We start from the raw sequence: 16,148 nt of genomic DNA, 5'->3' as shown, positions 1-16,148 counted from the left end.
AAAAATGCAAAGAAAAATCTTAATTCACCATCACATATTTAAAAATGCAGGAACTTCTTTACAATATGCTCTAAAAAAGCATTTTGGAGAAAAATATTATGAATGTGAATTACCACAAAGTCAGATGGTGACAAAAGAGGATTTGGAAAAGTTTATCTTAGAAAATCCTCAAGCATTAGCAATATCAGGGCATCATATTTGTCTACCCACCCCCCAAGGCAAAGAATATCAAACCTTATCTTTGATATTATTAAGAAATCCACTGGCAAGGGTAGAGTCAATTTATAAATTTGAGAAAAAGCAAAATGCTCAAACACAAGGAGCAATAAAGGCAAAGGAACTAGATTTGAAGGAATATGTCAGATGGAGATTAGATAAAACTCCCACAATGTTATGTAATTATCAAACTTATTATTGTGCAAGAAAGGATAAGAGTGAAGGGACGAAGATTCCAACAGACCAAGATTTAAAAATAGCTATGCAAAATATCAAAGCTAGTGTTGTAGTTGGTACAGTAGAGAGATATGAAGAAACTTTAGAATTAGCAAATAAAAAATTTAGTCATAGCTATCCTGGAATAAATCTGGAATATAGCTACTTGAATGTTACAAGTAAAAAGGCAATAAAACAAGAAGAAGAAATTAGGAACAAACTGGAAGTAGAGTTAGGGGAGAGAATGCTCAATGAACTTGAGGAAGGCAATAAACTAGATCAAACTTTATGGAAAACAGCAGATAAAGATATAACGGAGGAATTAGAAATGGTTAGGAGTGGAACATGAAAGCAGAAAACAACGAAGTTAGGAAAGAAGTAAGCAAACAAGAAACTACAGCAGAGGAATTTTTTCAAACAGCAAACCATTTAAAAATACAGGGTAAGTTAGAGGCAGCAGGAACTTACAAAGGTGCAGAAGAGTTGGTAAGGAGTAAAATGACGCGCTTTTTCCAACCCTCTAATCAAAGATTAGAAAATTTAGGGTTCAAGCTAACTAAGCTCTAATGCTTAAATACGTTCAGTACGATTTATACTTAATTTGGACTCAAAGCAATGACTAGCAAAGAAATTACTCATGATGCACTACCGTTTGTTGGTTAAACTGGCTAAAAAAGTTCTTTGGTGTGATCGAGTAACTAATTAGGATACCTTGATCGTCAGAGGGGACTCCTCGAAAAAGCGGTTAATTGTTGTTAAAAAAGGAACCTATTAAAATTACAGGAGGTTATAAGCAATTGGAAACTCTAGATACAGGAATCAAAAACAAGCCTGAAAAATATTTTCAAAAAGCACATCAGTTGCAGCATCAAGGTAAACTAAAAGAAGCGGTCGCTACTTACCAGCAAGTCATAGAACTCGATCCTGACTTTTATCAAGCTTACATCAATTTAGGAGAAACACTATCTGAGCAAGGAATACTTGATGAAGCTATATCTTTTTACCGTCGTGCTCTTGAATTAAAACCCAATAATATCGACTGTTATCGAAACTTGCAGCAATTACTAATTAATTATTACCGAAGTCTTGATAATCAGCCCAAGACAGTAGAAGATTATTGTAGTTTGGGAAGGAATCTAATATCTCAGAAAAAATGGGAAGATGCTATAGCTTGTTTTTTACTAGCATTACAAATTAAACCTAGTTATCGGGATGCTTACCAACAGATAGGAAATATCCTTCAGCAACAAGGTCTCAACAATTTTGCACATCCCTGCTACCACGGTAAACTGCCACATTATTTGTTGACTCGGTTGAATCTCTGTGAAGAAACTAGAAATTGGCAAGTAACCTCCACTTCAGAAGTAAATAATAATGTGATTCATATAAGTATCGAGCCAGCTAGTACAGGGAATTTATTGCCTCCAAATACTACAAGTACCAGCATTCATCCTAACTTTAAAAATCAAAATCATTCTTTAGAAACATTTGTAGCCATCGTACCAAATGGTAGAGCTTGGGGAGATAATTCAAATAGTGCTGTAATTACTTCAGAAAATCAGCTTTTGAGTAACATTTCTACCGGAAATCCAGAAATAATAATGTCTTCAAAAAGTCTGCCACCTATTCACTATATAGATGGAAAAGTAGTCTTTATATCAGGGCTTACAGCTGTTCAAAACTATTACCATTGGATGATTGATGTACTTCCTCGTATTGAGCTGTTACGTCGTAGCAAAATTAATTTTAATAGTATAGATAAATTTGTTTTTAATAGACATGGGGCATCTTATCACAAAGAAACTCTAGATTGCCTAGGAATTTCTCAAAATAAAGTTATCCAAACTTGGCAGTATCCTCATATAAAAGCTACCGAATTAGTCGTACCTTCTGCTCCTTTTAGAAGCACCCCAAAAGAAATTAGGATTCCCAAATGGGTTTGCAAGTTTCTCAAGAAAAAGTTTCTAGAAGAAAATCTAGCTACTCTTCCTAAAGCATCAAAACGTATCTACATCAGTCGTGGCTCATCTAGTCGCAAAGTAGTAAATGAAGAGGAACTTATGCAGGTATTAGCTAGGCTAGGTTTTGAGCTTGTAACTTTTGAGTCGATGTCAGTTTTTGAGCAAGCTGCTTTAATGGCTGAGGCTGAAATTGTGGTAGCTCCTCATGGAGCTGGATTAGCCAATTTAGTTTTTTGCTCTCCAGGTACTAAAGTCATAGAACTATTTTCTCCTTCTTATGTGAATGTCTGTTACTGGATACTGAGCAATCAATGTAATCTAGAATATTACTATCTGATGGGAGAAAATAAAGCAAATTCAGAGGAGGAAAATCTATCACAAGGAATTAATCCTACCATGAGCAGTCAGGATATTTGGGTCAATATTGACTCATGTTTAAACATCATTAAAGCTTCAAAAATTAAAATTTAAGTTAGTCGTATGAAACAATAAAAATGAAGAAATCAGAAAATTTATCTCAGGATTTTTTTGAACTTGGTAAACAACTAGAAGAACAGGGAAAATTAGATGAAGCTGCTAAAGCTTATCAAAAGTCGATTGACTTAAATCCTGGAGATGAGCTTTATTATGTTCAGTTTGCTAAGGTGTTGGAAAAGCAAAAAAAGTATCAGGAGCTTATTCAATGCTATCAAAAGCTCATTGCTATCAATTCAAAGTTTTTCAGATATCATTTGCAACTAGGGAATATTTTTGAGAAAATAGGGGAAACTGTACCAGCAATTTCACATTATTTGAAATCTCTTGAACTTAATCCATCTTCTTTCTGGTCTTATTACAACTTAGGTAATCTTTTTGTTAAGAACGGTGAAGTCGATAATGGGATATCTTGGTATCAAAAATCTCTTTCCATTTTTCAGCAAAACCGACAGAAATTTTTACTTCATAATGCTTTAGGAAATGCTTTAATGGAGCAGCATCGGCTTGATGAGTCAATCTATCACTATGAGTTGGCAATTAGTATAAATCCTGACTCGAGTGAAAGCTATTTCTACTTAGGGTTAGGTTTACTTAAAAAGCTTCAGTATGAAGATTCCATACAAAATTTTATTCAAGCTTTAAGAATAAAACCTGACTACAGGCAAGTTTACACACATCTAGGAAAAGCTTTTGAGTTGAAAGGCGATCTCGATAATGCAGTAAATTGTTATAATGGAAGGCTACCTGTCGGTGTTTTAAATCATTTCTGTCAAACGTTACCAATAGTCAAAGTAATAAAAGACGAATCAAATAAAGATGGGTCGGTAAAGTTTGAAACAGTTCATCCAGCTTATAAATTTAAGCTCTCATCACCAAAAGGACTTAATTCTCAAGTACATCCAGAGCTTGCAGTTAAGGAAGTAAAAGTGTCAGAAACCTTTGTTACTTTTGTCCGGGATGGAAGAGCATGGCTAGATAGTAAAAATAACGTAATATATACCTCAGAAAATCATTTGGTCTCGGAAGTATCAATTGGTAATACAGAGCTTATTCTTAGCTCCGATCGGTTGCCACCTTTAAAAAAAATTGGTGGTTCGGTCTGCTCTTTAGTGACACCAGGTGCTGGAGGAGGATACTACCATTGGATGATTGATTTGCTGCCTCGTATTGATTTGATTTATAATTCTGGTATGAGTCTCGAAAAAATTGATAAATTTGTTGTTAATAGATATAGGCATCCTTTTCAAATAGAAACACTCCAGAAAATCGGCATTTCTGCCTCTCAAGTTATAGAGAGTGAAAGTCTGCCTCATATTAGTGCAGAAAATCTGATTGTTCCTTCATTTAAAAATCCTGCACTCAATGTTGAAGAATGGGCTGTTAATTTTCTAAGGAGGTATTTTCTTTCTCCAACTTCAAATGGTTTAACTAAAAAACGACGAATCTATATCAGTAGAAATAAGAGAGGAAAGCGTAAAATTATTAATGAAGAAGAAGTGGTTAATTTATTAAGCAAATATCAATTTGAAACTGTTATTTTAGAGTCAATGACAGTTTCCGAACAAGCTTCCCTGATGTCTGAAACTGAGGCTATAGTCGCACCTCATGGTGCTGGTCTAACTAACATAGTGTTTTGTAACCCTGGCACAAAAGTAATTGAACTCTTTTCATCTCATGTTAAACCCTATTACTGGTCACTCTCCAATTGCTGCAATCTTGAATATTATAGCTATCACGACCCTAGTTACAATTTTTCTACAGAAGATGGAACGAGTTCAGTACACTCAGCAAAAAGTTCTCAGCAAAGAAATCAGGAAGATATATTTGTCGATATTAGTTTGCTAGCTGAACTATTGAGTATGGCAAATTTACTATAGGCTCCTGAAGCCTAATTAGAACAAAAACTTTAGTAATTGGAAAAATAAGAATTAATATTTATGAATAACAGATTACCTATTTTTGTACATATTGGTTTAGCCAAGACCGGAACCACTTTTCTACAGAGATATTTTTTCTCTCGTCACTCCGAGATTGGCTATCTTGGTAAAGTATGGTCAGATAATAAGAGAATGCTAAAAGCAGGTGATGCAATTGTCCGTCGGGATAGCATCTCGTTCAATCTTGAGGAAGTTTATGAAGCTTACTTTGAAGCTATTACTCAGATGAGTAATGAGAAAAAAGTTCTAGTTTTATCAGAGGAAGATTTTAGTACTTACAAATTTATGGATCCATACATTTGTGCTATGCGACTCACGCAAATTTTCAGAAATGTTAAAATTTTAATAACTTTGAGGCATCCTTTAGATTGGATAGAATCAACATATTTTTGGCGTCTTAATCTGGAGCATCCTAACACTTTTAATGGTTTTGAAAGCTGGCTCAAAAAACAGTGGCGCTCTCCTGCTCTTTTTAATGAAATTACTGAGATTAGGTATGGAAAAATTATTAAACTTTATTCAGAAATATTTGGCTCTGAGAATATACATATTCTTTTGTATGAAGAGTTTAAGGAAGATATCAATAACTTTGCCAAAAACCTATCTATAACCTTAGGGATTAGTAAAGAGGAAAGTCTGACTCTAATTGGAGATACAAGCAAGATTAAGCGAGAGAAAAATCGCATAACTACGCGACTTGTAGATTTTCTATATTGCCAAAAGTTTCTGATGGCAAATGATTTGAAATCATATAAAGAAGCTATGAATTCATATATAGATATGCTTCCTTCTGAAGATCATAAGAGTATGAATTTGAAATTAGATAGTGTGTTAGAAACAGGGTCTAATAATTTAGATAACTGGAAAGAATTTATTAAAGATATTAGACATAATTTGAGGGAGTATTTTCAGGAAGGAGAAAGGGCAAGCACGCTATATCCTGACTACTTAAAAAAATCTATCAGCAACTATTGCATTTCTCAAAACCAGATATTAGAAAAAGAGTATAATCTTAATCTTGAAGCTTATGGATACCCTATGGGGTAATCGTTAAAAACGATTTAAATTTATAGAAAAAACCTATAGGAAATTTACCTATAGGTTACCACTTTAAGGAATTATTGCTCTATGCTGACTTTTGATACTCAAATTTGAAAGATTTAAGCGGGGCTGATATTTCCTCCAGATTTAACCACAGTCATCCGTCGCAATAACTGTTTCCACTCCTGATATCCATCCAAACGACGCACCTCAAACCTTTCTCCCTTCTGTTGAGAAAACTCCCTCCAACTTTTCACCCAATTAGACACAGTTTTAGTCCGCGACAAGGAGGTACATTTCAGAGACCTCTGTAAACAATCAACCATCTGATTAATATTCCCACTCCGATAAGCAGACCAAGCATCCCACACCAACTGCTTATACTCCTTTTCTTTCTCTGAAATAATCTGAGAAGCGATCGCCTCCCTATACTTATATCTATCCAATTCACCCTCAGTCTGATGCAATGCTGATTTAGTTTGCGCTAATTCCCCCTGAGTATGCTCCAAGTGGTATTTCATTTGCTCCAAGTCTATCTCCATCTTTTTTCTCAGTAACTCAGACTCTTCAAATTCCATCTGCATCTGCTCTAACTGAGCATGAGATTGCTCCAACTCCATTAAAAGCTGATAAAACTCAGCATGAGACTGCTCCAACTCCTGTTTCAGCTCCTCCATACCCATAACCTCTAAAACCTCCCAAAATAACTAATCATCTGTTGCCAGGGTTTTGATTGAGTCAGACTCAAAGCATCCAACTCATAACCAAACTCGGCACTATATTTAGTAAAAGTTTTCACCCAATCTGATACCGTTTTTGTCAAGGAATAGGGAGAATAAATCAAAGATTTCTCCAAATATTCCACCATTTCCTCAAGATACCCAGTGTAATACAACCGCCAAGCAACCCAAACCAGAGTACGATAACGACACTCCTTTTCCAAACAGTGCACCCCCACTGGTAAATCGGAACGGGTAAAAAATTTATCTCTGACTTGCCATGACTCCAGCGCTTGTAGTGGGGTATTCAGGGAATCATTGCCACTATGCTCTCGATAACAAACTGTTACCTCCTGGACCCAAACTGTTTCGCAACCAATCAGGGCCAAACGTTGCACCAAATCCAAATCTGATGCTTGTTTAAATCCTGTATCCAACCCCCCCACCTCCTCTAACCACTTTCGTCGAAACATCATCGCACTAAAAAGTATGGGCATCCACCGCACCCAATTTTCCAAATCCAAAACGGGTATCCGATGCCAAGGTTTCACATCCTGAATATATTCCCCCTTTTGATTAACCCTGCGCCAACCAGTGTGAACCATTCCCACTTGCGGTTGAGCATCAAAACAACTAACCTGGAGTGCCAGTTTATCTGGCAGAAAAAAATCATCATGGTCTAAAAATGCCACAAATTCTCCTTGCGCAATTTCAATTCCACGATTACGAGCAGCTGCCACTCCCTGATTTTCTTGGTAAATGTAGTTAATGTTGCTAGAGTATAGTTCTAAAACCTGTTGAATATGTTCCCTTGAACCATCATCAACTACAATAATTTCATAATCTCTATAGGTCTGATTTAAGACACTATCTAATGCCTCAGTAACATAAAGACTATTATAAACTGGAATAATAACACTAACTCGTGGCATTGTCCACCCACCCAATTATTACCTTAAGTAAGTTTTGAGTTTCTTTTTTTCTCCAGGAAACAAAGAAAGCTACTATTTTTTCCTTTTGGCGAAATTCAAATAAACTTAAAATAATGACACTATTTGCGTCCATATTTTTTCACACTTACAGCTTAACATAGGAAATTGACAAAGTAGTAATGGCAGTTGCTATAGATTAACATTGCATAAAAAATCTTGATTTTGTGGTTGAATAAAATTAATTTTCTTCTAATAGTAATTCTGCTAATTCACAAAAACCTTCTGCTTCTTTTTGACTGCTAATATAAACTGGCTGATGATTCAATTTATCGGCATATTCGAGAATATTTGCTACTCCCACCGACAAAGGAAATTTACTTTTATAAAACAGAGTTTCATCATTAGGACTATCACCAACTGTAATAATTTTTTCTGTTGTTAATTCCGGAAAATATTCTGACAAAACTTGCAATAAACCCGTAGCTTTATCCTGTTCTAAAGGTTTAATATGACATTGCACAGTGCTATAGGTAAAACTATAACCTTTGGAGTGACAAATCTCTGCTATTTGTGTCAGTTCAGATAAACTTAAATCCTGAATATCAAAAGTCCAATCTGTGAGTCTAAACTGATTATCAACAGATTCTTCAATCCGAGGAAATAGACTTTTTAAGTATTGGAAAACTTCAGCTAAATTTTGTCTATGTAGATTAATATTTGGGATAGAAGTTAAAAATTTAGGTGCTTCGCTATGAGTAGGATAAAATAAACCGCCATTTTCAGCGATCGCTCCTACTACTGGCAGATAATTTTTAATAGCTTGCACCCAACCTGCAGAACGACCTGTAATTACTAATACCTGAATTTTAGCTGCTGCTAATTTTTCTAAACTCAGGAAAAGATTAGAAGTAAATTTACCATTTTTAGTTAATGTACCATCCATATCAGTAGCTATAAGTTGAAGATTTTTAAGGGTTGTTTTTGCTACTGTTTCAGAGAGAGGAATCAAAGGCATAATTAATTTTATGGTCGATCATTTCAAAACTTTTGAGATTATACCAATCAGCAAACCCTAATTAAGTCATTCCAGTTCCAAGGAGCTATATAGCTGCCGCACTTGCTCCCTCCGCTTATATGGTTGGGGGAGATGGGGAGATGGGGAGTATTAAATTATACACCATTTTGTGGCATGAAAGTAGCGTTCTTAACATCCATTCCGCAGCTTAATCGCTCTAAGCACGCGATTATTGATCAGGACTTACGCAAAGGCACTATTTATAGATTATAAAGACTATTGTACAATAGTTTTGAGCGCTATATATAGCTTATCTGCGTAAGTCCTATTGATGTTCTATTTATCTATTGTCCAATAGTTATTGCTCTGCTGAGAAAGCGTTGGCGGAGCAAGTGCGGCAGCTATATCGCTCTATGAAAGCGACTATTGATGTTCTATTTACTATTGTCCAATAGTTAGGGATAACCGTTAAAATATCAAAGCTTTTACCTGTAAAGGTTTCAGCTTTTTGATTTCAAATACTGATGTTCTATTTATCTATTGTCCAACAGTTACAGCAGTTTCAGCGCGTTATTGTTGTAGATATGCACAAGCAAGTGCGACAGCTATATACTTTCATGCAACAAAGCCATAGACCACCATTACAATGCACCACCACCTTTATTTTTAGGATATCGACTAAGACCCAAAACAAAATAATATCCAATATCAGGTTCAAATAATTAGCGATCGTACTGTAAGTTTTGTTTTGCACCACCACCTGTTGGCAGAGCATTTCGTTTGCGTAGCATTCCAAGGGAAAGGAAAAAGTGCGATTCACAACCCAATAATCCCAACAATAAAGATTGGTTTGTTGGGTTTCCTTTGTCAACCCAACCTACAAACTAGATGTAGGGGCGAATGGCATTCGCCCTCACTCGATAGTAAAAAAATAAAATAATTATTAAAAAACTCACCAACTATGGTAGGCTTTCTTTAACTCTTTGCCCATAAACATTTTATTCCTCATCACAGGTATGAAATAAATTATGGACACAGATATATAAAACATAGATAAATATTATCACTGTTATTAACCATGACAATTACTACAGCACCATTTCCAATTGACATAGGAAGCTATAAACCACTTTCTCTCGACCCCACAAACCCAACTCTCACAGACGAACAACGCGACACACTCAAAGCAAATATTCAACTTTGCCGTGATACTATAATTTTCTTCACCGCCACTGGTGCTGCTAGAGGAGTAGGAGGTCATACAGGTGGCCCTTATGACACAGTGCCCGAAGTTATGATTTTAGATGCCTTTTTCCGAGGTGCAGCAGAAAAATTTGTACCTATTTTCTTTGATGAAGCTGGACACCGTGTGGCTACTCAATACTTAATGGCAGCTATCGCAGGAGAACTTCCTGTGGAACGTCTGGTAAATTATCGGGCAGCTAATTCTCATTTACCAGGACACCCAGAATTAGGATTTACTCCTGGAGTTAAATTCAGTTCCGGTAGATTAGGTCATATGTGGCCTTATATCAATGGTGTGGCAATGGCAAATCCTGATAAATTAGTCTTTTGCTTGGGTTCCGACGGTTCTCAACAAGAGGGTAACGATGCTGAAGCAGCAAGAATGGCAGTAGCACAAAATCTCAATGTTAAATTGATAATTGATGATAATGATGTTACTATTGCGGGTCATCCCTCCGACTATTTAAAAGGTTACGACCTCAACAAAACCTTGACAGGTCATGGCTTAACCGTACTTGAAGGAGATGGGGAAGATTTAGACAGTCTGTATCAACGAATATGTCAGGCGGCTACAACTGAAGGTCCGATCGCTGTGATTAATAAGCGGAAAATGAGTGTGGGTATTGAAGGTCTAGAAGGTTCTACCCACGGACATGATGTGATTCCTTTAAAATTAGCGATCGAATATCTAGATGCAAAAGGCAGAACTGAAGCAGTTAACTATCTTAAAGATATTGAAAAACCAAAGCAAAGTTACACTTTTATGGGTGTAAGTGACAAAATGGGTTCTAACCGCAACGTCTTTGGTGAGAGTGTGGTATCTGTCCTCAAAGGTATGAGTGAAGAGGAACGCAAAAATCATTTATTTGTTGACAGTGACTTAGAAGGTTCTTGTGGTTTCAAACAAATTCATGATGCTTTTCCAGAGCGGTTTATTAGTGGTGGCATCATGGAGCGTGGCAATTTTTCTGCTGCTGCGGGGTTTGGTATGGAAGCAGGGAAGCAAGGTATTTTTGCCACATTCAGTGCTTTCTTAGAAATGTGTATTTCTGAAATTACAATGGCGCGGTTGAACAACTCGAACGTTTTGTGTCACTTCTCCCACGCTGGTATAGATGACATGGCAGACAATACTTGCCACTTTGGCATCAATAATATGTTTGCCGATAACGGTCTTGATGATGGTTATGAAACTCGCTTATATTTCCCTGCTGATGCGAACCAAATGAAAGCTTGTGTGGAAGCAGTATTTACTCAAACTGGAATGCGGTTTATCTTCTCCACTCGCTCCAAAGTACCAATTCTGTTAGACAGCAATGGTAATGAATTCTTTGGTGAAGGTTATAAGTTTACTCCTGGGAAAGATGAAGTCATCCGGGAAGGTACAGCAGGTTATATTGTCAGTTTTGGTGATGCGTTGTACCGCTCTCTTGATGCAGTGGAACGTCTGAAGCAGCAAGGAATAGATGTTGGTTTGATTAATAAACCTACTCTCAATGTCATTGACGAAGATATGTTGCAGAAAGTTGGTAGTGCTCCTTTTGTATTGGTTGTTGAAGCGTTCAACCGTCGTACAGGTTTGGGTAGTCGTTTCGGTTCTTGGTTACTGGAACGTGGTTTGACTCCTAAGTTTGGTTACTTAGCTACTCACCAAGAAGGTTGTGGTGGTCTATGGGAACAGTTCCCTCATCAAGGGATCGATCCTGAAGGTATTATGAGTAAGGTTAAAGAGTTAGCTAGTTAATTTTCTTTTAAATAGAGTTGTTGGGAAATAAAAATTCAAAAGCCTTAAAAGCTTACTATAATAAGATTTTCAGGATTTGAGGGTCGAAAAACACTATAAACCTTGACTAATAAGGGTTTTAGCCATTTTTCAGCTTAATTCCCAACAACTCTAATAGAGTAATATCATGTTCGGATAATCAGTTATAAATAAAATTTCAGAACTGACAGTACCGAATAAATACTGAAATTATCTTGAAATACTGAAATTATCTTGATTTTTCTCCTTTCTTCCCCTCCTGGGAGGGGCGAGGGGTGGGTTGACTTCTGACTTCCCCTCCTGGGAGGGGTTAGGGGTGGGTTGACTCCTGACTCCTCGCTAAGTTATTTATAAGTATTCAACCGAACATGAATATAATATTATGGTAAAGCAGATTAATGGCTGGATTCTTGAGGGAGTTGTAGCATCTGGTAAAACCACATTAATTACAGAGTTGCAAAAGGTATTAGCGACGAAACATTCTTCTAGAACAAAGGTTTATATTAGTGAACATTACACCGAACGGGTCCTAGAAGATGAAAAAGCCAAGGGAATCTTAACAGCACAAGCTACTATTGATTTGGCCTCTCACATTGTTGAGAAGTTGGAAAGCATTGCCTCTTGGAAATCTGGTAGTAAATTTCATCATAATCAAGGCAATGCTATGATTGACTCCATCCTAGAAAGGTTTCTAGGTAGTCATTATGCCAACCTAAAAACCTTGAAGTTATGGAATTCAACCTCTGAGGATGAATTCAAAATTAGGGATATTTATAAACGTTTAGAAGAACTAGGGTTCTCGGTAGTAATTCTGAAATTGCCAGATTCTCTGATCAACCAAGCTGTTGCTACTACTAAACTTTATAGAAACGCCGCCTGGTCTCGGTATCTGGAAAAAATAGGAAATGATGAGCAAGTAAGTATCTACTACTTAAATTGGCAAAATAAACTATTTGAATTTTATAACCGCATTAGTAAATTTATCGAGATTAAAACAATTACAGTGGATTTTATTCACCACAGAGATTACTATAGTGAATTAGCAAATTCTCTCGTTAAATGAGTATTAAGTTTATTTTCTTTGATATTGATCAAACCCTTGTCGATTATTTGGGTGCAGCGGGTAAGGCTGTTGTACGTCTTGTTAAAGAATAACCAATCTTAAATGGTATTTCTAGTGGAGAGTTTTTGTCCATCTGGAACAATTTAAGAAGCCGTTATACACAGCACATGATATTACTCCTGACTCCTATAAAAAGTCTCACTATTTGTAGCAAAAATTTATCAAATTGCTATTCTTTATATTGATCTATTTATCAGTGTTCAACCAAACATGATATACAATTTAAACACATAATTAAAAAAAACAAAGACAATATGGCCTTAGCAGAAGAATGGAGAGATAGAGGGTATTATGTAATATTTCAGGAAGACTATGTAGTCCTGTTTCCTCGTGGTAGTGGTAATTGCTATAAGATACTTGTTGATGACGGTAAGTGGATGAGATATGATGATGAATTTGAAGAACCTTGGGTAAAATTTGAACCTTCTAAAAAGGAGAAAACTAATTTTGAAGATATAGCTGCTAAGTGCTATTGTTTTTCTGTAGGTGGTGGAATTTGCGATTATTGTTCTGGGGAAAAATTACCTAGTGATTAAGATATTTTTGGAGAATAAATCAAAATTAAATCTTTGATATCATGTCTCTTTGAATACCAACAATAAAAAATTTAGGGAATAGGGAACAGGGAGAAATTTATCAAAGAAAACATTTTTATTATTGCTAATTAATGAGACTTGATATGAAAATTGGGATTAATGCCATTTGAGTAAATATTGACTACAAATTTCTTTTTCCTTGGTCTAAAAATTAGGAGTCAGGAGTCAGAAAGGAAGATAATTTAGAAATCTTTTCTCATCGCTGAATATCAAACATTTTTCTATACTGAATATCTTGTCTATCCTAATTCTAATTTCCCTATCTCTAAAAATTATTTAAACTGTTCAACCGAATATAATATTGCTAAGTCAAGCACTTTTCAGAACTGCCTTAATTTATCTTTTATGGATGTGGGTTTAATACCCCACCGTCACTTGCGGTGCTCAAAATTGTTTGGGGAAGTAGTCCCCATGCAATTTTCAATTTTCCCTCCTGACTCCTGACTCCTAACTCCTGACTCCTTCTTTAAGGAATTTTTCTAGAGTTGCAGCAAGTTCCTGCAGTTGTACAGGTTTACTTAGATAGTCATTCATACCTGCTTTGAAACAGTTTTCTCGGTCTTCTTTCATTGCGTTTGCTGTCATAGCAATAATCCAAGGTTGGCAATTAGATGTAGTATTTTTAAATAGTTGACGGATATGATGGGTAGCTTCTATCCCATCCATTTCAGGCATTTGTATATCCATAAAGATGATGTCGTAGAATTGGTTTTTGACTGCTTCTACTGCTGCTAAACCATTTTTTGCTATTTCTATAGTATATCCTAAGCGATGCAACATTTTCTTCGCAATAATTTGGTTGACAGGATTATCTTCTGCTAAGAGAACGCGTACCATAGATTGTTTTATGCACTGGGAATTATTGGATTTTTGAGTAGTAATTAATGATGAATTTGAGTTTACTTGTTGTGGTAATTCTGGAGCTAGAGGTAAGTCTAAATCTACCCAGAAAATACTACCAATTCCTGGTTTGCTGGTTACTTTTAATGAACCTCCCATTGTCTCTACTATTTTGTTGCTAATTGCTAGTCCTAATCCTGTTCCTTCAACTTTGTTTTGATTCTTTCCTACTTGTTCAAATGGTAGGAATATTTTTTCTAAGTTATGGGGATGAATACCTTGACCTGTGTCTTCTACTTGAAAGCGAATTTTTTGCTGTTTTTCTGATTGTGAATAATTTTCTCTGATAGAACCTACTTTAAAGTTAACTCCCCCTTGGTCAGTAAATTTAATGGCATTTCCTAATAAGTTAATTAGTACCTGTCTTAATCTTTTTTCATCTACTATAATTCTAGGAGGTAATTTGTCAGTAACTTGATAGTTCAAATAAATTTTCTTTTCTTGAGCACGAACCCTTAATATTTCAACTATTCCATGCAGAAATTTGGGGAAATCTAACTTTTCTGGCAAAAATTCTAGTTTACCAGCTTCTATTTTAGATATGTCGAGAATATCACTAATGAGTGTAAGTAAATGAGAACCAGATTGATAAATAATTTCAACTTCTTGTTGTTCTTGAGATGTAAAATTTGGTGAATTTTGCAGAAGTTGGGCTATACCTAATATTCCATTTAGAGGAGTCCGTAATTCATGGCTCATGTTTGCTAAAAATTCACTTTTTGCTTTATTGGCAGTATCAGCAGCTACTTTTGCTTCCATTAATTCAGCAGTACGTTCTTTGACTCTAATTTCTAATGCTTCAAAAGAATTTTGTAACTGTTGAGCCATTTGATTAAAGGATTGTGCTAAAGCTCCTAGTTCGTCATTATGTTTAACTTTTATTCTATGGTTTAATGCTCTATTTGCCATAGTAGCTACAGCTTGGTCTATAAACCGTAATGGCAATACAATTCTATGTCGAGTAAAAGAAACTATGTTATAGACAATTAAAACTATAGATAGAAGAGTCAGCAATAAAAATATTACTGGTATTAGGAATGGTTGAAGTGCTTCTTTTATTGGTTCTTCAACAATAACTAACCAAGGTACTTTGGCTAAACTTTGACTATTAGAGAATACCCAATTTTTATCAATTGCTTGATATATATTTATTTGTGGTTGATATTTGCTACTTTTCCCACCAGATAATGCTTTAAGGTTCGTTGTTTTTTGAATAAAATTTTGGTTCTGATGAACAATGACTAAACCTTCATTGTTTACGATATATACATAACCGTTATTTCCGACTTTAATTTCAATTGTTTTATCCCATAATTCTGTCAAGTCAACTCTCGCCACTAATGAACTTTGAGAAATTCCAATATCATTAGTAACAGCGACCGCTACTTCTAAATATGGTTGTTGATTTTCAAATTTGACGTTACTAATATATAAAGATTCAACTCGACCACGATCAGATAACCAAGGTTGTTGATTTATTTGTTTTTGTTTTGGACGATTAAATCTACTATTTTGTACTAAAACTTTCCCGTCCAGACCTACAACTATTAAATCTAAAAAAGAGCGATTTCTATCTCGCATCTGATTCATTATCAAGTTGATTTTATTAAAATCATTAGTTGTTGATAAAGCAGCACTTGTTGCTACCATATCGCTTTCTAGTGCTAAAAAAAATTGGTTAAAGCTTGTAGCTGCTTCTACTTTGGCATGGTTAATTTTTTGATGAGCTTGTTGTATTGTTACTAACAAACTTAGTAAAGTTGTAGCTGTAATACCGAGAATAGCAATTAAGCTAAGTATAATAACTCTAAATGTTATTTGTTTTCTCAAGGATGTTGGTTGTTGTTCTAATTTCTGAGTTTTGAAATTAGGATAAAAAATTTTGGTGTAAATATTATTGATATTCATGAATTTAATAGTTAAATTTATCTTTTCTTTTACGAGTTTAATACCTCACCGTCAACGGGGGTACTTAAAATTGTTTGGGATTTTAATCCCCATACAATTA

12 protein-coding genes are annotated in these 16,148 nt (G+C 35.4%); 8 read left to right on the top strand and 4 right to left on the bottom strand.

Going from position 1 to position 16,148, the window contains the following annotated elements:
• Positions 1-4 precede the first annotated feature (4 nt).
• The 5 genes from F6K15_RS17945 to F6K15_RS17925 all read left to right on the top strand — a co-directional run bounded on the left by F6K15_RS17945 (position 5) and on the right by F6K15_RS17925 (position 5,854).
• On the top strand, positions 5-781 hold the full coding sequence (locus F6K15_RS17945; RefSeq protein WP_293062935.1) for a sulfotransferase family 2 domain-containing protein: 777 nt from the start codon (positions 5-7) through the stop codon (positions 779-781).
• On the top strand, positions 778-999 hold the full coding sequence (locus F6K15_RS17940) for a hypothetical protein (RefSeq protein ID WP_293062933.1): 222 nt from the start codon (positions 778-780) through the stop codon (positions 997-999). The genes F6K15_RS17945 and F6K15_RS17940 overlap by 4 nt, the downstream gene beginning before the upstream one ends.
• 230 nt (positions 1,000-1,229) lie before the next feature.
• On the top strand, positions 1,230-2,864 hold the full coding sequence (locus tag F6K15_RS17935; protein WP_293062931.1) for a glycosyltransferase 61 family protein: 1,635 nt from the start codon (positions 1,230-1,232) through the stop codon (positions 2,862-2,864).
• Positions 2,865-2,887: 23 nt separating this feature from the next.
• Complete coding sequence (locus tag F6K15_RS17930) at positions 2,888-4,747, top strand: tetratricopeptide repeat protein (protein WP_293062929.1); 1,860 nt, start codon at positions 2,888-2,890, stop codon at positions 4,745-4,747.
• A gap of 60 nt (positions 4,748-4,807) precedes the next feature.
• Positions 4,808-5,854, top strand: coding sequence for a sulfotransferase domain-containing protein (locus tag F6K15_RS17925; RefSeq protein ID WP_293062928.1), 1,047 nt, complete (start codon positions 4,808-4,810; stop codon positions 5,852-5,854).
• A 113-nt stretch (positions 5,855-5,967) separates the two neighbouring features.
• Here F6K15_RS17925 and F6K15_RS17920 read toward each other — a convergent pair whose 3' ends face one another.
• The 3 genes from F6K15_RS17920 to F6K15_RS17910 all read right to left on the bottom strand — a co-directional run bounded on the left by F6K15_RS17920 (position 5,968) and on the right by F6K15_RS17910 (position 8,514).
• Positions 5,968-6,531: a hypothetical protein gene (locus F6K15_RS17920; RefSeq protein WP_293062926.1), complete on the bottom strand. Its 564-nt coding sequence runs from the start codon at positions 6,529-6,531 to the stop codon at positions 5,968-5,970.
• Between the two features lie 5 nt (positions 6,532-6,536).
• Positions 6,537-7,499, bottom strand: coding sequence for a glycosyltransferase (locus tag F6K15_RS17915; protein ID WP_293062925.1), 963 nt, complete (start codon positions 7,497-7,499; stop codon positions 6,537-6,539).
• A 238-nt stretch (positions 7,500-7,737) separates the two neighbouring features.
• Positions 7,738-8,514: an HAD family hydrolase gene (locus F6K15_RS17910; protein WP_293062923.1), complete on the bottom strand. Its 777-nt coding sequence runs from the start codon at positions 8,512-8,514 to the stop codon at positions 7,738-7,740.
• Positions 8,515-9,592: 1,078 nt separating this feature from the next.
• Between F6K15_RS17910 and F6K15_RS17905 the strand changes: the two genes are divergently transcribed.
• The 3 genes from F6K15_RS17905 to F6K15_RS17895 all read left to right on the top strand — a co-directional run bounded on the left by F6K15_RS17905 (position 9,593) and on the right by F6K15_RS17895 (position 13,180).
• Positions 9,593-11,503: a transketolase C-terminal domain-containing protein gene (locus tag F6K15_RS17905; RefSeq protein ID WP_293062922.1), complete on the top strand. Its 1,911-nt coding sequence runs from the start codon at positions 9,593-9,595 to the stop codon at positions 11,501-11,503.
• A gap of 400 nt (positions 11,504-11,903) precedes the next feature.
• Complete coding sequence (locus F6K15_RS17900) at positions 11,904-12,584, top strand: hypothetical protein (protein ID WP_293062921.1); 681 nt, start codon at positions 11,904-11,906, stop codon at positions 12,582-12,584.
• 314 nt (positions 12,585-12,898) lie between these two features.
• On the top strand, positions 12,899-13,180 hold the full coding sequence (locus F6K15_RS17895; protein ID WP_293062920.1) for a hypothetical protein: 282 nt from the start codon (positions 12,899-12,901) through the stop codon (positions 13,178-13,180).
• Positions 13,181-13,687: 507 nt separating this feature from the next.
• Here the strand turns inward: F6K15_RS17895 and F6K15_RS17890 are convergent.
• Positions 13,688-16,048, bottom strand: coding sequence for a hybrid sensor histidine kinase/response regulator (locus F6K15_RS17890; RefSeq protein WP_293062919.1), 2,361 nt, complete (start codon positions 16,046-16,048; stop codon positions 13,688-13,690).
• Positions 16,049-16,148: the final 100 nt, after the last annotated feature.

This window comes from Okeania sp. SIO2B3, assembly GCF_010672525.1.
GTDB lineage: Bacteria > Cyanobacteriota > Cyanobacteriia > Cyanobacteriales > Microcoleaceae > Okeania.
Note: the sequence above shows the minus strand (reverse complement) of the source record. Positions and strands in the feature narration are given on the sequence as shown.